Annotated in this window: 19 protein-coding genes; 9 read left to right on the top strand and 10 right to left on the bottom strand. The window is 70.4% G+C overall.

Annotated features, from left to right (window positions below; translation table 11 throughout):
- The first annotated feature begins 40 nt into the window (after positions 1 to 40).
- Positions 41 to 793 (top strand): peptidoglycan-binding protein, encoded by a 753-nt coding sequence (locus ACIGDI_RS39105; RefSeq protein ID WP_399907005.1) that lies wholly within the window; start codon positions 41 to 43, stop codon positions 791 to 793.
- A gap of 65 nt (positions 794 to 858) precedes the next feature.
- Here ACIGDI_RS39105 and ACIGDI_RS39100 read toward each other — a convergent pair whose 3' ends face one another.
- A complete protein-coding gene (locus ACIGDI_RS39100; RefSeq protein ID WP_399907003.1) occupies positions 859 to 2,391 on the bottom strand; it encodes a long-chain fatty acid--CoA ligase in 1,533 nt (510 codons plus the stop codon).
- 148 nt (positions 2,392 to 2,539) lie between these two features.
- Between ACIGDI_RS39100 and ACIGDI_RS39095 the strand changes: the two genes are divergently transcribed.
- The gene (locus ACIGDI_RS39095) at positions 2,540 to 3,730 is read left to right on the top strand and encodes a PucR family transcriptional regulator (protein WP_399907002.1); all 1,191 of its coding nucleotides are present in this window, start codon (positions 2,540 to 2,542) and stop codon (positions 3,728 to 3,730) included.
- Between the two features lie 24 nt (positions 3,731 to 3,754).
- On the opposite strand, the gene ACIGDI_RS39090 is transcribed toward ACIGDI_RS39095, so the two are convergent.
- The 5 genes from ACIGDI_RS39090 to ACIGDI_RS39070 form a co-directional block, all read right to left on the bottom strand.
- Positions 3,755 to 5,551, bottom strand: coding sequence for an alpha-L-fucosidase (locus ACIGDI_RS39090; RefSeq protein ID WP_399907000.1), 1,797 nt, complete (start codon positions 5,549 to 5,551; stop codon positions 3,755 to 3,757).
- Between the two features lie 327 nt (positions 5,552 to 5,878).
- A complete protein-coding gene (locus ACIGDI_RS39085; protein WP_399906998.1) occupies positions 5,879 to 6,172 on the bottom strand; it encodes a putative quinol monooxygenase in 294 nt (97 codons plus the stop codon).
- A gap of 19 nt (positions 6,173 to 6,191) precedes the next feature.
- Complete coding sequence (locus ACIGDI_RS39080; protein WP_142148495.1) at positions 6,192 to 6,974, bottom strand: ATP-binding cassette domain-containing protein; 783 nt, start codon at positions 6,972 to 6,974, stop codon at positions 6,192 to 6,194.
- The gene (locus tag ACIGDI_RS39075; protein WP_384817310.1) at positions 6,971 to 8,005 is read right to left on the bottom strand and encodes an ABC transporter permease; all 1,035 of its coding nucleotides are present in this window, start codon (positions 8,003 to 8,005) and stop codon (positions 6,971 to 6,973) included. Before ACIGDI_RS39075 ends, ACIGDI_RS39080 begins: the two co-directional genes overlap by 4 nt.
- 115 nt (positions 8,006 to 8,120) lie before the next feature.
- A complete protein-coding gene (locus ACIGDI_RS39070) occupies positions 8,121 to 9,248 on the bottom strand; it encodes a substrate-binding domain-containing protein (protein ID WP_399906995.1) in 1,128 nt (375 codons plus the stop codon).
- A gap of 150 nt (positions 9,249 to 9,398) precedes the next feature.
- Here ACIGDI_RS39070 and ACIGDI_RS39065 point away from each other — a divergent pair, with 150 nt between their 5' ends.
- Entirely contained in the window at positions 9,399 to 10,454 is a 1,056-nt protein-coding gene (locus tag ACIGDI_RS39065; protein WP_399906993.1) for a LacI family DNA-binding transcriptional regulator, read from the top strand.
- 19 nt (positions 10,455 to 10,473) lie between these two features.
- On the opposite strand, the gene ACIGDI_RS39060 is transcribed toward ACIGDI_RS39065, so the two are convergent.
- Positions 10,474 to 11,382 (bottom strand): hypothetical protein, encoded by a 909-nt coding sequence (locus ACIGDI_RS39060; protein WP_399906991.1) that lies wholly within the window; start codon positions 11,380 to 11,382, stop codon positions 10,474 to 10,476.
- Between the two features lie 165 nt (positions 11,383 to 11,547).
- On the opposite strand from ACIGDI_RS39060, the gene ACIGDI_RS39055 reads away from it, so the two are divergent.
- Entirely contained in the window at positions 11,548 to 12,186 is a 639-nt protein-coding gene (locus tag ACIGDI_RS39055) for a nucleotidyltransferase domain-containing protein (protein ID WP_399906989.1), read from the top strand.
- 19 nt (positions 12,187 to 12,205) lie between these two features.
- On the opposite strand, the gene ACIGDI_RS39050 is transcribed toward ACIGDI_RS39055, so the two are convergent.
- Positions 12,206 to 13,111: an NAD-dependent protein deacetylase gene (locus ACIGDI_RS39050; protein ID WP_399906987.1), complete on the bottom strand. Its 906-nt coding sequence runs from the start codon at positions 13,109 to 13,111 to the stop codon at positions 12,206 to 12,208.
- 119 nt (positions 13,112 to 13,230) lie between these two features.
- Positions 13,231 to 13,749: a hypothetical protein gene (locus ACIGDI_RS39045; RefSeq protein ID WP_399906985.1), complete on the bottom strand. Its 519-nt coding sequence runs from the start codon at positions 13,747 to 13,749 to the stop codon at positions 13,231 to 13,233.
- 342 nt (positions 13,750 to 14,091) lie between these two features.
- On the opposite strand from ACIGDI_RS39045, the gene ACIGDI_RS39040 reads away from it, so the two are divergent.
- The 4 genes from ACIGDI_RS39040 (at position 14,092) to ACIGDI_RS39025 (ending at position 16,591) form a co-directional block, all read left to right on the top strand.
- On the top strand, positions 14,092 to 14,229 hold the full coding sequence (locus tag ACIGDI_RS39040) for a hypothetical protein (protein ID WP_272178683.1): 138 nt from the start codon (positions 14,092 to 14,094) through the stop codon (positions 14,227 to 14,229).
- A gap of 128 nt (positions 14,230 to 14,357) precedes the next feature.
- Positions 14,358 to 14,840 carry an ATP-binding protein gene (locus tag ACIGDI_RS39035; RefSeq protein ID WP_399906984.1) on the top strand — a complete coding sequence of 161 codons (483 nt, stop codon included), beginning with the start codon at positions 14,358 to 14,360 and terminating at the stop codon, positions 14,838 to 14,840.
- A 219-nt stretch (positions 14,841 to 15,059) separates the two neighbouring features.
- A complete protein-coding gene (locus ACIGDI_RS39030) occupies positions 15,060 to 15,296 on the top strand; it encodes a hypothetical protein (RefSeq protein ID WP_399906982.1) in 237 nt (78 codons plus the stop codon).
- On the top strand, positions 15,293 to 16,591 hold the full coding sequence (locus tag ACIGDI_RS39025) for a globin domain-containing protein (RefSeq protein ID WP_399906980.1): 1,299 nt from the start codon (positions 15,293 to 15,295) through the stop codon (positions 16,589 to 16,591). Before ACIGDI_RS39030 ends, ACIGDI_RS39025 begins: the two co-directional genes overlap by 4 nt.
- A 52-nt stretch (positions 16,592 to 16,643) precedes the next feature.
- Here ACIGDI_RS39025 and ACIGDI_RS39020 read toward each other — a convergent pair whose 3' ends face one another.
- On the bottom strand, positions 16,644 to 17,456 hold the full coding sequence (locus ACIGDI_RS39020) for an SDR family NAD(P)-dependent oxidoreductase (protein WP_399906978.1): 813 nt from the start codon (positions 17,454 to 17,456) through the stop codon (positions 16,644 to 16,646).
- A gap of 64 nt (positions 17,457 to 17,520) precedes the next feature.
- Here ACIGDI_RS39020 and ACIGDI_RS39015 point away from each other — a divergent pair, with 64 nt between their 5' ends.
- On the top strand, positions 17,521 to 18,306 hold the full coding sequence (locus tag ACIGDI_RS39015) for a helix-turn-helix domain-containing protein (RefSeq protein ID WP_399906976.1): 786 nt from the start codon (positions 17,521 to 17,523) through the stop codon (positions 18,304 to 18,306).
- Positions 18,307 to 18,343 lie beyond the last annotated feature (37 nt).

Here is an 18,343-nt window from a genome sequence, read left to right as displayed (position 1 = left end):
GCGGGCGACGCCGTATCCGACTTCCCTTCAGGAGGACACCATGGGCTGGACCGACGTATCCGATGTGGAACCGGGCGATGTCATCAGCATCCTCGGCATCGACCACGTCTTTTTCGAGGAAGTGATGCGCACAGGGGGCACCGCGTCGTGGAACGACCAGAATCCGGGGAACATCATCAGCTCCGGCGAGGCGGAGCAGTACGGCGCCTACACCGGAAAGCACAACGACATATTCGCCATCTTCCCGGATGAGGACACGGGCTTCGCGGCCGTCCGCCAGTACCTCGAACACCGCGGCGGCAAGACGGTGCTCGACGTGATGCGGGCCTACGCTCCCGCCGGGCACGGCGCGAACGACCCCGAGGCATACGCACAACGCATCGCCGACGCGTTGCAGGTCGGCACCGACACCACACTGGCCGAACTCGACGACGACCAGAGGACCGCCTTCGCCCAGGAGATCCAGCGGGTGGAGGGATGGCGGAGCGGCGAGGAGCACGGGCCGGCCGATCTGCCCGACGACCTGGCGCAATGGCTGACCGACCACCCGAGCCGCGACGAACGCCTGGAGGCCGACCAGCCCTTCGCCAGGACGGGGACCGTCGCGGAAGGCGTGAAGAACATCCAACGCCGGCTGAACGAACTCGGCTGGAGTCCGCCGCTGTCCGTCGACGGCAAGTTCGGCCCCCACACCGAGGCGGCGGCGAGGTGGTTCCAGACGAACAACGGCCTCACGTCGGACGGCATCGTGGGCAACCGGACATGGCGCCAGCTCGTGGACGCACAGGGCTGATCCCCGGCACGCGCGCGCCGCACATCCCATGATGCCCGGCACGCGCCCGCCGCACCTGCCGCAGCTCAGAGGCCGTCGCCCTCGCCGACCCCGCTCGTGGCGAGGCGCGGGCTCGCCGCCCGGGCGCTGATCTCCCTCTTCAGGATCTTGCCGCTCGGTCCCATCGGCAGTGTGTCCATCAGGCGCACGACACGGGGGTACTTGTAGGCGGCGACCCGGTCCTTGACGTACTGGCGCAGCTCCTCGGCCGTGGCCCGGGCGTCCGGGCGCAGGACCACGGCGGCCGCGACCTCCTCGCCGAGCTGCTGGTGCGGTACGCCGACCACGGCGGCGAGGGCGACGGCCGGGTGCTCGTGCAGCACCTCCTCGATCTCGCGCGGGTAGACGTTGTATCCACCTCGGATGATCATGTCCTTCTTGCGGTCGACGATGTAGAAGTAGCCGTCCTCGTCCCGCCGGGCCAGGTCGCCGGTGCGCAGCCAGCCGTCGGGGATGGCGGCCGCGGTCTCCTCGGGACGGTTCCAGTAGCCCTTCATCACGTTCGGGCCGCGCACGGCCAGCTCACCGATCTCGCCCGCGGCCACGTCCCGGCCCTTGTCGTCCAGCAGCCGGACCTCGACATCCCGGATGGGCGTGCCGATGGAGCCGGCCTTGCGAGGACGGTCGAGGTGGTTGAACGTGACCACGGGGCTGGTCTCGGACATGCCGAAGCCCTCCAGCACCGCACAGCCGAAGCGCTTCTCGAAGCCGTGCAGGACCTCGACCGGCAGGGACGCACCGCCGGAGACGCACATCCGCAGGCTGGTCACGTCCGCGTCGGCCGGATGCTGCAGCAGGGCCGCGTACATCGTCGGCACGCCTCCGAAGACGGTCGCCCGGTCGTCGGCGATGGCATCCAGGACGGTCTGCGGGTCGAAGCGCGGGACGAGGGTGAGCGAGGCGCCGCTGCGGACGGCCACGCTCATCGTGCAGATCTGGCCGAAGATGTGGAACAACGGCAGACAGCCCACCACCACGTCGTCCGGCGTCATCCGCGTGACGTGCACCTTCATGACCTCGGTGTTGTGCCGCAGCCCGCCGTGGGTGAGCGCGGCGCCCTTGGGCTTGCCGGTGGTGCCGGAGGTGTACAGCAGGACGGCCACGTCGTCGTCGGCGGTGCCCGCCACCTCGGTGGACGGCTCGTGCTCGGCCAGCAGCGCGGCGAAGGACGCCGGCTCCACCGTCACGCGTCGCACCCCGGCCGCTGCGGCCCCCTGGGTGCCCTCGCCGGGCGCCTGGTGCCACTCGAACAGCAGCACGGCGCCGGAATCGGTGAGGTGGTAGGCGGTCTCCCGCTCCTTCAGCAGGGGATTCAGCGGTACGACGATCGCCCCGGCGCGCAGGGCGCCGTAGTAGAGGACGACGAACTCGGGGACGTTCGGCAGCATCAGGGCGATCCGGTCTCCGGGGCGCACGTCCTCGGCGCGCAGCAGCGCGGCCGCGCGGGCGCTGCCGGCGTCCAGTTCCGCGTAGGAGATGGTGTGGTCCCCCAGCCGCAGCGCCGGACGGTCGGGCCGCGCAGCCGCGGTCTCCACCAGGAACTCCGACAAATTGGCCACGCCCGCCTCCATGAACTCACCGTTGAGATCCGTCGTACACGCGAACGCCATGGTGCTCAGACCGCATGTCTCCAGCTATGGACGCGGTGACATCATTGCCCGGCTCCATCTGTTCCCGGGAACAAAAAGGGGGCGTTAATCTGCGATGATGGAACTCTCGGAGGTGATCGCGGCGATCCAGGACCAGCTTCCCGGGCTGGGTGAGCGGGTCGCGGACCGCATTCGGTCGAACGTCCCCGCCTACCGGAACGAGTCACTCATCCCGTTCGACTCGCTGTGCCGGTCCTGCACCGACAACGCCGATCTGGTGCTCAGGCAGTTGCGCCGAGCCGGCGCGCCCGATGCCGAGCCCGCCCGGGAGACCGGCCGGATCCGCGCCGAACAGGGCATGCCGCTGGCGGACGTCCTGCACGCGTACCGGATCGGCTTCGAGTTCCTTTGGTCGGAGATCCTCACAGAGGCCCGCGCCCACTCCGCGGTTCCCGACGCCCAGCTGGTGGACCGCTCGGCGCAGATCTGGCAGCTGTTCGGCCTCTACGCCCAGGCGGTGGCCGCCTCGCACCGGGAGACCACCGCCGAACTGGCCGTGCAGCGCGGCGCCCGCCGCTCGGCACTGGTGGAGGCGCTGTTCACCGGCGTCATCGGCGACCGCATCACCTTGTGGGACGCGGCCCGTGAACTGGGCCTGCCGGAGCAAGGACCCTACGCGGTCGTCGCGGCGGCGGCCGACTCCCCCGGCGAGGAGCCCCTGCCGGGTGTGGAGACCGCGCTGCGTCAGGCCCACCTGCCGTCCGCCTGGCGGCTGCTGCCCGACCAGCAGATCGGCCTCATCGCCCTCACAACACCGGATGCGGAGCCGACCGGCCTGCGCATCCTGCGCCGTGCCGGTGCCCGGGTGGGGGTCAGTCCCGGCTTCTCCTCGCTGCGCGAGACACCGCAGGCCCTGCGCTTCGCCCGGCTGGCTCTCGCCGGCCTGCCGGGCGACGGCCCCGGGGTGGCCCGCTTCGACGACAATCCGCTCGCCATGCTCGTCGCCGCGGCTCCCGCCGAGGCGGCTCAGCTGATGAACAGGGTCCTGAAACCCGTACTGGACCTCCCCGGTCTCGAACGCACGCGCCTGCTGGAGACACTGGAGAGCTGGTTCGCGGCCGGCGGCTCGGCCGCGACCGCGGCACAGCGCCTCTACGTCCACCCCAACACCGTCCGCTACCGCCTGCGCCGCGTCGAGGAACTCACCGGCCGTTCGCTTTCGGACCCCCATACGGTGGCGGACCTCGGCGCTGCACTCCTGGCGGCGGGGCGCAGTACAGGCGTCGGCCGCATGACATCGGCCGGATGAGGTGGGCGCCCGGACCCGGGGACGTCAGCCGATCTTCGTCATGGTCCACCGCTGCGGGGAGCCCCCGTTCCACGACCACTGCATCACACTGCTGCCCTGGGTGGTGACGTTGCCGTTGTCGAGGACCTTTCCGCTGTTGCGGCTGGTGAGACGGTAGGCACCTCCGCCCAGCGCCGCGATCGCCCACTGCTGCGGGGTGCCGGTGTTCGGGGTGTACTGGATGACCGTGGCGCCGTCGGCGGTCGAATTGCCGTTGTCCAGGGCCTTGTTGCTGTTGATGCAGACCAGTTTGAAGTAGCCGTGGCCCAGGTTGGTGACCTGCCACTGCTGCGGGGTGCCGTCGTCGGGTGTCCACTGGACGACCGCGCCGCCCTCGGTGGTGCGGTTGGCGTTGTCGAGGGCCTTGCCGCTGCGGGCGGACACCAGTCGGTAGACGCCGTCGGCGAGGACCGCCGGCATGCCGTCGACCTCGACGCAGACCACCGACACATCGGCGTTCGGCGCGGTGGCCGGCACCGTGACGTCGATGGTGCCGGCGCCGACGGTGTGGGAGAGCGTCTTCGAGGGGTCGTTGAGCAGGTAGACGCGGTTGATCGTGTTGTGGATCTGCGGAATCCGGAGGACTGCGTCGGTGGGCCAGGTGAAGACGTGGGCGTAGAGCCTGCCGCTCTTCGCGGTGCACCTGCCCCAGGTCGGCTCGGCGGCCAAGGGGCTGCCGCTGGTGCCGTAGACGCTTTCGCCGTAGGTACTCATCCAGGTGGCCAGGCCGTTGAGGATGTTCGTGGCTCCGGCGGTGACCGTGCCGTCCGCCTTGGGGCCGATGTTGAGCAGGTAGTTGCCGTCCCGGGAGACGACCGTGATGAACTCCTGGAGGATGGCCCGAACGGAACGGTAGGAATTCTCCTTCGACGCGTCGTAGCCCCAGGCGCCGTTCATGGTCGCGCAGGTCTCCCAAGGACGGTCCGGCGGCGTGCCGGGCACCGTCTGCTCCGGGCACTGGAAGTCACCGAGACCGAGGTCGCGCTTGACCCGCTCGTTGACGATGAGGCCGGGCTTCTGGCCGATCAGCCAGTCGTACAGGTCCTGGCCGTCGGACTTGATCCACCAGTCGTCGAGGGTAGGGGTGGCGGGGTTGCCGCACCAGTCGCCGTCGAACCACAGGACAGCCGGGTCGTAGCGGTCCAGCAACTCCTTCAACTGCGCCTTCATGTCGGTGATGTAGGCGGTGCGGGCCGACTGCGAGGACATGGTGCTGTAGACGGTGCTGTGGTTGGCGGTCTGCGAGGAGTGGTTCCAGTCCATGATCGAGTAGTAGAGGCCGAATCGGACGCCGCGGTTCTCGCACTCCGTCTTCAACTGCGCCAGCAGATCGGGCTGGTAGCCGCTGTACTCCGGAAGGTCGTACTCCTTGGTGCCGGTGGTGTCCTTGAAGCTCGCCACGTCCGTGTTCCACATCGCGTAGCCCTCGTGGTGCTTGGCGGTGATCACCAGGTACTTCATGCCGGCGTCCGCGGCCAGTCGGGCGATGGTGGCGGCGCTGAAGGACGTGGGGCTGAAGTGCCCGCTGACCTGGGTCTGGTAGTCGGCCTTGGCCCAGTTCTCGTTGTAGAACGCCCACTCGCCGTGACCGCGGTACGAGTAGGACCCGAAGTGGATGAACATGCCGAACCGGGCCTGGTACCACCAGGCCATCTTCGAGGGCACGGTGTATGCCTCGGCACGGTCGGGCCACACCATCTGCGGCAGTCCGAAGGCGACGGCACCTCCGGCGAGGGCGGCGGCCTTGATGAGCGAGCGCCTGCTGAGAGGGGCAGCGGACACGGAGCGGCTCCTTGGGGGTGGGGGGCGGCGTCCATGGGCGTCCCGCAGGACGAGACCACCCGAGAGACATCGGATGGATTCTGGAGGCGGAGCGGAGGAGACGTCCAGAGGGCTGCAGCAAATTCCCCTGCCAATTAGGCCCGTTACCATCCATTCTACCCAACAGCGTTCGAGCTGAGCGCTGTTGAACATCCCATGAAAGCCGATACATCGGACCTCAGACAGGTGGGGAGATCTGCGGAGTCGCGGACATGGACCAGGGCCCTGTCCGGTGGGCGGGGAGGAACACCGGAAGGGCCCTGGCGAATGCGACCGAAGCGGGCCGCGTCACTCCAGCTGATCGAGGAACGTCAGCACAGAGGCGTCCTCCTCGATCAGCGGTGCGAGGGCGGCGTTGAACGGGGCGCCGTAGGGAGCCTTCAGATGCGCCTGGAAGGCGTCCTCGTCCCGGTACACCTCGAAGATCCAGAAGGCGCGCGGGTCGCCGGCTCGGGTGTAGCTGTCGAAGGCGAGGTTGCCCTCCTCCTCGCGCACCTTCGCGGCGTACTCCCGCAGCAGGAGGGCGACGTCGGCCTCCGCCCCCTCACGGGCGGTGAACTCGGCGTACAGGGTCTTCTTCACGAGGTCGTGCTCCTCTGCCTCAGCCGGCTTCCGGAACGAGCTTCTTCGCGCCGGTCATGATGGCCACCGCGTCTTCCATGGAGTGCGACTGCGGAGTGATGACCCCGGCGCACCCGCCGAGGCGCTGGATGTGGATGCGGTCGGCGACGTCGAAGACGTTGGGCATGTTGTGGCTGATCAGGATGACGCCGAGGCCCTGGTCGCGCAGGTCGCGGACGAGCTTGAGCACCTGGCCCGTCTCGCGCACGCCGAGGGCGGCGGTGGGTTCGTCGAGGATGACGACCCGGCCGCCGAAGGCACCCGCCCGGGCGACCGCGACGGACTGGCGCTGGCCTCCGGAGAGGGTCTCGACGGCCTGGTTGATGTTCTGCAGGGTGCTGATGCCCAGCCGTTTGATGTGGTCGGCCGCCTGCTTCTTCATCTCGCCGGTGTCGAGCATGCGGAACACCGAGCCGAGCACGCCCTTGCGGCGGATCTCGCGGGCCAGGAACAGGTTGCTCGCGATGTCCAGCGCCGGGGCGACCGCCAGGGTCTGGTACACGGTCTCGATGCCGGCCTCGCGGGCGTCCTGGGGCCGCTTGAACGCGACCTCCTTGCCGTCGACGAGGATGCTGCCCCGGTCCGGGACGAGGGCTCCGGACAGGCACTTGATCAGGGTCGACTTGCCGGCGCCGTTGTCGCCGATGACGGCGAGGACCTCGCCGGGATAGAGGGTGAGGTCGACGTCGTTGAGGCCGACGACCCTGCCGAAGACCTTGACCAGGCCCTTGGCTTCGAGCACGGGGGCGGTGGTGGTCGTCACGACTTCACACTCCGGATCCACTGGTCGACGGAGACAGCCGCGATCACCAGGACGCCGACTGCGAGGACTTGGTAGTTGGGGTCGATGCCGGCCAGCGCGAGGCCGTTGACGAAGACCTGGACGATGAGCGCGCCGATCAGCGAGCCGACCACCACTCCGCGCCCGCCGAACAGGCTGGTGCCGCCGATGACCACGGCGGTGATGGACTGCAGGTTGGCGTTGAGACCGCTGTTGGGGTCACCGCCGCCGACCCGGCCGACGAGGATCCAGGCACCGACGGCGATGGCGAAACCGCCGACCACGTAGGCGCTCAGCAGGACCCGGTTGACGGAGATGCCGGCCAGGCGGGCGGCCTCGACGTCGTCGCCCACGGCGTACAGGTGCCGTCCCCAGGCGGTGTAGCGCAGGGCGTAACCGATCACCACGTACAGGGCGATCATGAGCAGGACGCCGTAGGTCAGGTTCAACTGCCCTATGGAGATCGTCTCGCCGCTCCACATCAGGATGTTGCCCGGCTGCAGGGAGACGGTCTGGCCCTTGGCGTAGATGAGCGTGATGGCGGTGAAGACGCTCAGGGTGCCGAGGGTGACGATGAACGGCGGCAGTTTGATCTTGGTGACCAGCAGGCCGTTGACGGCCTGGGCGGCGACGGCGACGGCCGCTCCGGCGAGCAGGGCCACCACGCCCGGAAGGTGGTTGTCGGCGACGAGCTTGGACATTAGCAGCGAGGCGAGCACCATGACCGCGCCGATGGACAGGTCGATGCCGGCGGTCAGGATGATGACGGTCTGGCCGACGGCGAGCGAGCCGATGACGGCCACCTGCTGGGCGACCAGCGACAGGTTCTGCAGCGCGTAGAAGCGGTCGTTGACCAGGGAGAAGACGATCGCGGCGAGTACCAGGACGATCGCCGGGCTGAGGGCGGGCTGCCGGTGCAGCACGGAGTGGATGCGCTGGGCCGGGGTGGCGGGCCGGTTGAGGAACTCCTCCGCCGGTGCCGGTGTGGCTTGACTGTCCACGTGGGTGGTCACAGGGGGTCCTTCCGGAATCTTTCCGCGTGCGGGCCTTCGTACGAACTCATGGGCACGTGTGGCGCGGGCGCGCCGCCGGGGTCGGGGACCGGCGGCGCGCCCGGCACGGACGGGGTCAGTTGCCCCAGCAGGCGGACGCGGCCTGCGACGGGGACTGGACCTTCAGACCGCCGACGGACTTTGCGGCGGCCAGTGCGGTGCCGGTGTCGTAGAACGTCTTGCCGTCGGTGACGCTGGGCTTGCTGCCGCCGCGGGCCAGCTTCGCGATGGAACTGACGCCGAGGGCGGCCATCTTGCCCGGGTACTGCACGGCGTCGGCGGCGAACTCACCGCTGGTGACGTTCTTCAGGCCGGAGCAGCTGCCGTCGATCGCGTAGATGGCGACGTTCTTCTCCTTGCCAGCCGCCTTCAGGGCGTTGTACGCGCCTTCGCCCGCGGGCTCGTTGATCGCGTAGACGACGTTGATGTCCGGGTTGGAGGAGAGGCAGTTCTCCATGGCGGTGCGGCCGCCGTCGATGGCGCCCTGGGTGGGCTGGTGGCAGGCGATCTTGTACGTGCCGCCCTTGCCGCCGGTGTACTTCCCGGACTTGGCTTCCTTGCCGTTCTCCGTCTTGCTGCCCGGGTCGATGCCCATGCCCTCCAGGAAGCCGTGGTCGCGCTGGATGTCGACGGAGACGACCTGGTTGTTGAACAGGTCGAGCATCGCTATGACCGCGGGCTTGCCGTTCAGGGCCGCCGCCGCGTACTGGCCGTCGAGCTTGCCGGCCTGCTCGTTGTCGGTGGCGTAGGTGATGTCCGCGACGCTCGGCGGGTTGGGCGCGGTGTCCAGGGCGATCACGAACAGACCGGCCTGCTTGGCGCGCTTCAGCGCGGCGTTGACGGCGTCGCCGTTGGTGGTGATCAGGATGCCCTTGTCGCCGCGCGAGATGGCGTTGTCGATGGCGGTGATCTGCGTCTGGGTGTCGCCGTCGGAGTTGCCGGCCGCGACCGTGAGGCTCACGTTGTCCTTGGCGGCCTGGGTCTTGGCGTCCTTCTCCATGCTGACGAAGTACGGGTTGGTGAGCGTCTTCAGAATCAGCGAGACACCCACCTTCCCGCCGCCGCCCGAACCGGACGAGGAGGAGCCGGAGTCGGAGGAACCGCAGGCCGCGAGGGTGGCACCGAGGCACACGGTGACCCCGATCGCTGCCGCCCGGGTGCGCCGACTGCGGCGGCTCGACGCCTGGCTGGAGGAGATGTTCATGGCTAGATCCCTTTCGGAGCCGTCCCGTGGTCCACGCTGAGACAACGTTGACTGACCGGGATACTGGGCCCGTATGGACGAGTCCGTCAAGGCACTGGTAGACATGCGTCCGCAACGAGTGGGTAACGCGCAACCGAGTGGGAGACAACGATGACTCAGGGCGAGCCGCCGCCACGGGCCCCCCGCAGCCGCCCCACCATGCGTGAGGTGGCGGCACTGGCCGGCGTGGCCATCAAGACGGTCTCGCGCGTGGTCAACGAGGTCCCCACCGTCGATCCGGCCATCGCCGCCCGGGTGCGCGAAGCGGCCGACAAGCTGGGCTACCGGCCCAACCTCACCGCCAGCAGCCTGCGCCGCGGGGACGGCCGTACGGCCACGATCGGAATGCTCGTCGAGGACGCAGCGAACCCCTTCTCGGCCGCTCTGACCCGCACCGTCGAGAACGTGGCCCGCGGGCGCGGAAGCCTGGTGCTGGTGGGCAGCCTGGACGAGGATCCGGCCCGCGAACGGGAGCTGGCCCAGGCTCTCATCGACCGCCGGGTCGACGGCCTGGTGATCGTCCCGGCCGGCCGCGACCACAGCTACCTGATCAGCGAGCAGCGCTCGGGCACCTGCCTGGTCTTCGTCGACCGCGAGCCCAGCCTGCTCGACGCGGACACCGTCGTCTCGGACAACCGGCAGGGCGCCGTCACCGCGATCGAACACCTGCTGAAGTCCGGCCACCGCCGCATCGCCTACCTCGGCGACCAGGTGACCATCTCCACCGCGGCCCAGCGCTTCGACGGCTACCGGCACGCGCTGGAGCTGGCGCACATCGAGTACGACGCCGGGATCGTCCGGCACGTCGGCTCCAGCGAGAGCGCCGCCATCGCCGCCGCCAAGGAGCTGCTGGCGCTGCCCGAGCCGCCCACGGCACTCTTCACCAGCCAGAACTTCGTCACTATCGGCGCCGTCCGGGCACTGCGCGCCCTGGGCCTGCAGGACACCGTCGCCCACGTGGGCTTCGACGACTTCCCCCTGGCCGACATCCTCAGTCCGGGGATCTCGGTCATCGCGCAGGACATCGAGAAACTGGGCAGGACGGCCGCCGAGATGCTCTTCCGCCGACTCGACGGCGACGAGTCACCCACCAGTACCGTCACCGTGCCGACCCGGCTGATCGAGCGGGGGTCCGGCGAGATCGCGGCAGGAGGAGGTCTCGGCTGACCGGGCAAGTAGTGGCTTCTCACTTCCCGCTCGTCGTGCGCCGCCCGCCGGCTCGTGCGCCGAGGCGGGTGACTTTGGCTGCGGTGGTTTCGGCACGACGCCGCGCCTCCCGCAGAAGCCGGTCCGCGTCGTGGGCCTGCTCGCGTGCCTCGCCTGCGGCCGTCTCGGCCTGACGCCGCCGCTCTTCGAGCCTCGCGAGTTCCTCGGTCAGCTCGCTGACGCGCTGTTCGACGGTCTGCACGGTGGCCTGCGCGTCCGCAGCCTGCCGGTCTGCGGCAGCGGCCTCTTGCCGCCGGGCTTCGAGGACGCGCTCGGCCTCCTCCGCGTCCTGCCGGGCCTGTTCGAGCCGTCGGCGCCGCTCTTCATCGGCCTTCTGCTGACGGCTCTGGGCGGGCCGGGCCTCTTTGCGTGCGCGGGGAGCCTGGGCAGGTCGTGGACGGGCGCCGTCGGGTGCGGCCGGGAAGCCGACGGTCTGGTCGAACGCCTTGACCAGGTGTCCGGCGGCCCACTCCCGCGCGGCTTCGGGGTCGGCGAGCACGGCGTGGAGGATGCCTTCGACCTCCCGCTGGACATCCTCGCCGACCGGGTGTCCGGCCTGGGCGGTCAGTTGGCGGGCCTGACGGGACAGGGCGTTGATGACAAGGTGCTGCTGCCTGCTGAGCTCGCGCAGCTGTGCCCCGTCCAGGTCGTGGTGAGCCTGCCGCAGACCTTCGCCGACGCGCAGCAGCGGTTCGATCTCCTCGGGCCGCTCGCGGACGAGGAGGTTGCTCGCCCAGGCCGCCAGGCTGGGCCGACGCAGCTTGCCGATCTTTCCCGCGAGCGCGCGGTCGCCGGCGCGGCGTGCCTCGGCCGCACGGGCGTCCCGCGCGGCGGTGAAGTCCTGCGGCCGCAGCCCGTACAGCTCGTCCGCGACACTCTCCAGGTCCACCGCTTGCCTCCGTACCGATCGTCACTGTGCCGAGTTTCGTCGTTTTGGAGGCTTATGCCGGGATTGCGCCCGACTCAAACGGGCCCCCGCAGCGCGGCACCTCCGCTCCGGCTGGACCGGTCTCGCAGCCGCACCTGGACGGGTTTCCGGCACTACGTTGTTCCGATGACCGAGTCCCCGCTGCCCGGCGGCACTGTTGTCGACGCGGGCGAACTGGAAGCCCGGTGGGCCGACGCCTGGAGGCCCGAACAGGTCACGGAGCGGCTGGCCGGGGTCGGCACGCCCTGGTGCGTGGTGGCGGGGTGGGCGCTGGACCTGTTCCGAGGAGAGCAGTCGCGGCCGCACGGCGATCTGGAGATCGGAGTGCCCGCGGCGGGGTTCGCCGAGGTCCGCGACCGCTTCCCCGAGTACGCGTTCGATGCGGTGGGCCGGGGACGGATCTGGGCGGAGGCGGGAGCCGAGGCGCTCGCGGCCACCCACCAGACCTGGCTGCGGGATCCGGCGAGCGGTCGGTACCTCTTCGACGTCTTCCGTGAGCCGCACGAGGGCCGGACGTGGATCTGTCGGCGCAACGAGAGCCTACGGCTGCCGTACGACGTCATCGTCGAGCGGACGGCGGACGGCATCCCCTACCTGGTGCCGGAGCTGGTGCTGCTGTTCAAGGCGAAGGAGCCGCGCCCCAAGGATCACGCCGACTTCGACGGGGTCCTGCCCCTGCTGAGCCGGACGCGTCGCGACCTGCTCGGGGGGTGGCTGTCGCACCTGCATCCCGGACATCCATGGCTGGCGGCGCTGGGCACGTAGGGCCGGGCATCGCACCGGCTCAGGCCACGGACGCCGTCTCGTCGCCGAGGGGGATGCCCAGCCGGTCGGCCACCGTGGTGAGTGCCGCTCCCAGCGGAAGGTCGACTCGCGCGGTGGCGTGCCGGTCGCCGCGGGTCGCGTCCCGGTTGATGATCAGCACCCGCTTCCCCGACTGCGCGGCCTGACGGACGAACCGCAGTCCGGACATCACCGTGAGCGACGAGCCCAGGACGAGCACCGATTCGGCCGCGCGGACCAGCTCACGGCAGTGCTCGACCCGCCGGGGCGACACGGCCTCGCCGAAGAACACCACGTCGGGCTTGAGGATGCCGCCGCAGTCCGCGCAGGGAACCACCCGGAAGTCTCCCACCTGGTCGTCGCCGAGATCGGCGTCACCGTCCGGATTGATCCCCGCGGCCACCGGCGCGAAGTCCGGATTGGCCTCCTCCAACCGCCGGGCCAGTTCGCGGCGCCGGCTGAGGGCGCCACACCCCAGGCACACCACCCGGTCGAGACTTCCGTGGAGTTCCACGACACCGTCACTGCCGGCGGCCTGGTGCAGCCCGTCCACGTTCTGAGTGATCGTGCCCGAGAGCAGCCCGTGCCGCCCGAACGCCGCCACCGCGCGATGCCCGGCGTTGGGACGGGCACGGCCGAAGGCCCGCCAGCCGAGGTGACTGCGCGCCCAGTACCGGCGCCGGGCCTGGGCGCTGCCGGTGAAGTCCTGGTAGAGCATCGGCGTGTGCCGGCTCAGGCTCCCGCCCTCACCGCGGTAGTCGGGGATGCCCGACTCGGTGGAGATGCCCGCACCGCTGAGCACCAGCACACCGCCGGCCCCGAGCGCGTCGGCGACCGGCCGCAGATCCGTCGTGCTCGGCGGCGGATCCTCGGTGGGGGTCCAGGTCAGGGTGGGGCGCATGCGCATGGCGCAAGGGTACGGCGACGGAATCGGAAGTGCCGTTCCGTGCGCCCCGGATCAGCACTGCTGGACGTACTCCAGCAGGTCGTACCGGCCTGCCGCGATGTCCTCGCGGGTGCCGACGATCAGATTGAGGAAGGGATTGCCGTTGTCGACGGCGTCGCCCTGTATCTGGGCGAAGAGAACGAGGTCCTCCTCGTCGGGCGCCACCTGCCACGGGCGGGAGTATCCGCCGAGTTGGATGAAGCCGTGAAGGGCGTGCCGCCGTGAGCGCTGTCGAGGACCGCCTTCACAAAGCGGTCCAGCCGCCCCTCGCCGTCGTCATGGGCCTCCACGAATGCCAGGGCCGCGCCTTCGTCCGTCCAGTCGTCATCGACGGTCGACCCCACCACCGGGTAGAGCGTGCGCTGTTCGTGGACCTCTATCGGCCATGACTCACCGTCGATCTCGTGGACCGCGGGACGTTCCTCGGTCTCCGCGTCGGCCGGCACGTGCACCACGGCAGACGATTCCGGCGGATAGGCGATGTGGGTGAAGAACAACAGGCTGCCCTCGTCGGGCAGTTGGATGTCCAGCACGTCACGGGGCAGGGACGCGCAGTCCACGGTCATCACCAGCGGCTCCTTGCCCGCCGGCCATTCCATGTCCTTCGGCAGCAGCGGGAGGCCACCGACCCGGCCCGCCGCTCGCGCCGTGTCCCGGAGGGAGGGAGGGAGGTAAGTCCTCGAGCGGCGCCAGCTAGACACACGGGCGCAGCCGCCGCGCCAACTCAGCTGCCACCGGCTCGGGTACGCCGTGTTCTCGCGCCGACTCCCGCACGGAAGCCTCATCGATCTTCGTCACGTCGGAGATCGTGCCACGGCGCACTGACAACCGGCCGACGGTCATCCCGCACCGAGGAAGACAGGGCTGAGCCGAGCCGTCGGGGGTAACCGAAGCGACAGCGAAGGACAAAACCCCCGCAGGGAAGGAGCGTCATGCCAGGCATGATGGAGCGCATCAAGCAGTTCGCCAGGAGTCCCCAGGGCCGGCGCGCGACCGAGCAGGCGCGGCGGGCCGCGGCCGATCCGCGGCGTCGAGCCCAGGCCCAGCGCCTTCTGGGCAAGCTTCGTGGCCACCGTTGACCGCCGAGCGCCCACCACTGCACAGCCCCGGCTGTCACCCGCGCACCACACGAGCGGGCTGTACGCGGCCCGCTCGTGTGGCGCCACGGACCCGCACCGGGAGGCCGCGCACTCACCCAGGACGGGACATGCCTGAAGCACACATCGGGAAACAACGGAAGGCGACACAGGAGGGTTCGTCGCTGCGAGCGGTCGGCTGGGCCCGCTCGCTGCCGCTGCACAGTGAGGTCAGGGCGGCCCGGGACTGGGCCCGTGACCATCTGAAGGCGCTGGGGTGGACCACCACCGCTCCCGAGACGGTGGACGCCGTACTGCTCACCGTCTCCGAACTGGTCACCAACGCGCACGTCCACGCCCACAGCAACGCCCAGGTGGTGATGACCTGGGACGAACAGTGTCTGCACATCAGCGTTCATGACGCGTCCAGCGAGCCGCCGGTCCCCCGCGACGCCAGCACGGAGCGCCTCGGCGGACGTGGCATGTTCCTCGTGGACGCCCTGGCCGACGAGTGGGAGGCCAGGTCCTGCCGTCACGGCAAGTCGGTCATCGCCTGCTTCCATGCCCCCGCGGAAGCGAGGGAAGCCAAGGGAGCCAAGGAAGCGACCTCGTAAGCACAGACCATGCGTCTGGAACAGAGGCGAAGGACCGCCGCCGGAAGGGGTCCTTCGTCTGCATCGTGGGGTCCATCGGCCGTGCCCCGGGAGCGATCTTCGGTGATGTGATGCGCACGTGCGCTCCGGCCTCACCTCGACGGTGAGGCCGGTGCCGACGGTACCGACGGCGGCGCGCGCGCTTCGCGGAAACCGAATGAACGACAGGAAGCAGTGCCGATGGTCCGCCCAGCCGTTCTCGCTCCCATCGTCTGCGTCCTGGCCTCGGGCGCCGCGGTGATGTCCTTCGCCCGGGAATCCTGGCTGGGCGTGATCTGGCTGCTGCTCGCCGGCCTGACGTCGAACATGGCCTGGTACTACGCCCGCAGGGCGCGTTCCGGAGTGTCTGCGCCGGGGGTCGGCGGCTGCGCCGACAGCGGGTCGTGCGCTGCCTGTACGAGGGGGGCCCGCGGATGAACGACAACTACCACGCCCTGCTCGCTCGCCGGGAGGCCATGCGCCTGCGCGATCGCCTGCTGACCCCCGCCGCACACCCGGGAAAGGGCACACCCCCAGGTCCCGCGTTCTTCGCCGACTCCCCCGGGGACGACGCCTACGACGGGGCCGCGGACCAGGAGGTGATCATGCGGAACCTGGAGCAGGTCACCCCGTTCGGCCACCTCATCGACCATCTCTACCAGGCCATGTTCGAACGCCACCCCTACCTGCGGAAGCTGTTCCCCGACTCGATGGACTTCCAACAGGTCCACCTGGAGAGGGCGTTCTGGTACCTGATCGAGAATCTGCACCGCCCCGAGGACGTGACCGCCTTCTGCACCCGGCTCGGCCGCGACCACCGCAAACTCGGAGTGCTGCCGGTGCACTACGGACTGTTCGAGGAGGCCCTCGTCCAGGCGCTGCACCGGACGGCGGACGGCCGACTGGGTGCGGACGTGGAGCGAGCGTGGCTACGCATGGTGCGGTTCGCCGCCGCGGCCATGGTCAACGGGGCGAACGAGGCGCTGGCCGAGCCGACGTACTGGAACGGCACGGTCGTCGACCACCAGCGCCGCCGTCCCGACCTCGCCGTCCTGCGCGTCCGGCCCGCGGAGCCGTACCCGTACCGCCCCGGCCAGTTCGCGACCCTGCAGACGCCGCTCCTGCCGCACACCTGGCGCCCGTACTCTCCGGCAGGCGCACCGGGTGCGGACGGTGAACTGGAGTTCCACATCCGGCGCACCGGACCGGACGGGGTGAGCGACGCCCTGGTGACCCGCACCGGCGTCGGTGACACCCTGCGCCTGGGACCGGCCCAGGGAACGACCACGCTGGAGGACGACCTCGCGCACGACGTGCTCGTCGTGGCCGGCGGCACCGGATGGGCCACCGCCAGGGCCCTGCTGGAGGACCTGGCAGCCCGGCGCCCGCCGGGCCGCCGCGCCCACCTGTTCCTCGGCGCCCGCACCGCCGACGATCTGTACGACGCACCGGCCCTGGCACGACTGGAGAGCCACTGCGCCTGGCTGCGGGTGGTGCGCGTCATCGACGAGGGGCCGGGCGGGTCCGGCCGGGCGCCGGTCACCGAGGCGCTGACCGGGCACGGCGACTTCGGTAGCCACATGGCGTACGTCAGCGGCCCGCCGGGACTGGTCGGCGCCGCCGTACGACGCCTGACCGAACTGGGACTCCCCCCGGACCACATCCGATACGACCCGGTCACGGCCGGTGTTCCCACACGGCCTCCGTCACGACCGACGGGCACCCAGGGCTGACGCGAGCACGGGGCAGGGCGGCTCTCACTCCACCGTGGCCTGTAGACGCCCGTCAGGCCTTGGCCGCCAGGGGTCGCCACGCGTTCCAGGTCTCCAGCCGCTGCCGATAGGCGGCCTCGACGACCGGATAGGGGTAGGTGCCCAGAAACAGGCGCAGCGGCGGCTCGTCGGTGTCGACCAGTTCGAGGATGACGCCAGCGGTGGCCTGCGGATCCTGCGGCGCCCGGGCCGTGGCACCGGACCGGCGTGCCTCGCGGACGGGCTCGTAGGCCGCGATGGGCCGGGTGTGCACCGCGGAGGCTCCGGACCAGTCGGTGCCGTAGGGGCCTGGTTCGACGATGGTGACGCGGATGCCGAGCGGGCCGACCTCCTGGGCGAGTGCTTCGCTCATCCCTTCCAGCGCCCACTTGGAGGCGTTGTACAGCCCCAGGCCAGGGAAGGCGGCCAGCCCGCCGAGGCTGGACACCTGCACGATGTGACCGCCTCGCCGGGCGCGCAGGAAGGGCAGGGCGGCCTGCGTCACCCACAGCGGACCGAACAGGTTGGTGTCGAGCTGTGCGCGGGCCTGCTCCTCGGTGATCTCCTCGACCATGCCGAACAGTCCGTATCCGGCGTTGTTGACGACCACGTCGAGGTGGCCGAAGGCATCGACGGCCCGCTGCACGGCGGCCGTGGCGGCATCGCGGTCGGTGACGTCGAGGGGCAGGGGGAGGACGTCGTCGCCGTAGGCGTCGACGAGAGGCCGCAAGGACTCGGGGCGGCGTGCCGTGGCGGCGACCCGGTCACCGCGGTCGAGGGCCGCCCGCGCCCAGATGTGGCCGAGGCCCCGGGACGCGCCGGTGATGAACCATGTCTTCTTCGTCATGCCTCCACCCTGCGAGGCCCGCCGGAAGGCAGCCAGCACCCCGAGAGGGTTACCCTTCGAGACCATGGCGAGCGACAACGTCCTGGGTGAGTTCCTCAAGGCCCGGCGGGGACGGGTGCCGCACTCCCGCGCCGACCTGGCCGCCACCGGCCGCCGCCGCGTCCCGGGACTGCGCCGGGAGGAGCTGGCGCGGCTGGCCGGGATCAGCGAGCCGTACCTGACCCGGCTGGAGCAGGGCGTCGACCGGCACCCGTCGCCCCAGGTGCTGGGGGCGCTCGCGCGGGCGCTGGAACTGGACGCCGACACCACCGCGCACCTGTTCGCGCTCGCCCAACCACGCCCGGTACGGCCCCCGGAGACCGAAGTCACCGCGGACGTGCACCGGTTGCTGGACGCGTGGAGCGGCGCGCCCGCCTACGTGCGCAACCGGCGCTTCGACGTACTGGCCGCGAACAAGATGGCCCGCGCCCTCTCCCCCATGTACGAGCCCGGGCACAACCTGGCCCTCGACATGTTCTTCGATCCGCGGATCCGGCAGCTCCTCCCGGACTGGCCGGAGATCGCCGCGCAGACCGCCGCGGCCCTGCGCGCCGAGGCCGACCCGCACGACCCCGCGACCCGGTCGCTCGTCGCCGAACTGGAGGAGAGCGACGACTTCCGCCGCCTGTGGGCCCGGCACGACGCCCGCCCCTCCCGCGACGAACTCAAGCGGTTCGTGCACCCGGTCGTCGGTGAAATCTCCCTACGGCGACAGGCCCTCACCGTCGGCGGCGCCGAACAGCAGGTCGTCATCGCCTACCAGGCGGCTCCGGGAAGCGCCTCCGAGGCCGCCCTCGGCCGGCTCCTGTGAGCCGAACGCGGCACCGACGGGATTGCCCAAGTCGGGC

Source organism: Streptomyces sp. NPDC085900 (genome assembly GCF_044540925.1).
Taxonomy (GTDB): domain Bacteria; phylum Actinomycetota; class Actinomycetes; order Streptomycetales; family Streptomycetaceae; genus Streptomyces; species Streptomyces gilvifuscus.
Note: the sequence above shows the minus strand (reverse complement) of the source record. Positions and strands in the feature narration are given on the sequence as shown.

Excerpts from the sequence above, each read along its gene's own strand:
- ACIGDI_RS39105 (WP_399907005.1), top strand. The coding sequence starts at position 41 with ATGGGCTGGACCGACGTATCCGATGTGGAACCGGGCGATGTCATCAGC.
- ACIGDI_RS39095 (WP_399907002.1), top strand. The coding sequence starts at position 2,540 with ATGGAACTCTCGGAGGTGATCGCGGCGATCCAGGACCAGCTTCCCGGG.
- ACIGDI_RS39070 (WP_399906995.1), bottom strand. The coding sequence starts at position 9,248 with ATGAACATCTCCTCCAGCCAGGCGTCGAGCCGCCGCAGTCGGCGCACC.
- ACIGDI_RS39065 (WP_399906993.1), top strand. The coding sequence starts at position 9,399 with ATGACTCAGGGCGAGCCGCCGCCACGGGCCCCCCGCAGCCGCCCCACC.
- ACIGDI_RS39055 (WP_399906989.1), top strand. The coding sequence starts at position 11,548 with ATGACCGAGTCCCCGCTGCCCGGCGGCACTGTTGTCGACGCGGGCGAA.
- ACIGDI_RS39050 (WP_399906987.1), bottom strand. The coding sequence starts at position 13,111 with ATGCGCATGCGCCCCACCCTGACCTGGACCCCCACCGAGGATCCGCCG.
- ACIGDI_RS39045 (WP_399906985.1), bottom strand. The coding sequence starts at position 13,749 with ATGGAATGGCCGGCGGGCAAGGAGCCGCTGGTGATGACCGTGGACTGC.
- ACIGDI_RS39040 (WP_272178683.1), top strand. The coding sequence starts at position 14,092 with ATGATGGAGCGCATCAAGCAGTTCGCCAGGAGTCCCCAGGGCCGGCGC.
- ACIGDI_RS39035 (WP_399906984.1), top strand. The coding sequence starts at position 14,358 with ATGCCTGAAGCACACATCGGGAAACAACGGAAGGCGACACAGGAGGGT.
- ACIGDI_RS39030 (WP_399906982.1), top strand. The coding sequence starts at position 15,060 with ATGGTCCGCCCAGCCGTTCTCGCTCCCATCGTCTGCGTCCTGGCCTCG.
- ACIGDI_RS39025 (WP_399906980.1), top strand. The coding sequence starts at position 15,293 with ATGAACGACAACTACCACGCCCTGCTCGCTCGCCGGGAGGCCATGCGC.
- ACIGDI_RS39020 (WP_399906978.1), bottom strand. The coding sequence starts at position 17,456 with ATGACGAAGAAGACATGGTTCATCACCGGCGCGTCCCGGGGCCTCGGC.
- ACIGDI_RS39015 (WP_399906976.1), top strand. The coding sequence starts at position 17,521 with ATGGCGAGCGACAACGTCCTGGGTGAGTTCCTCAAGGCCCGGCGGGGA.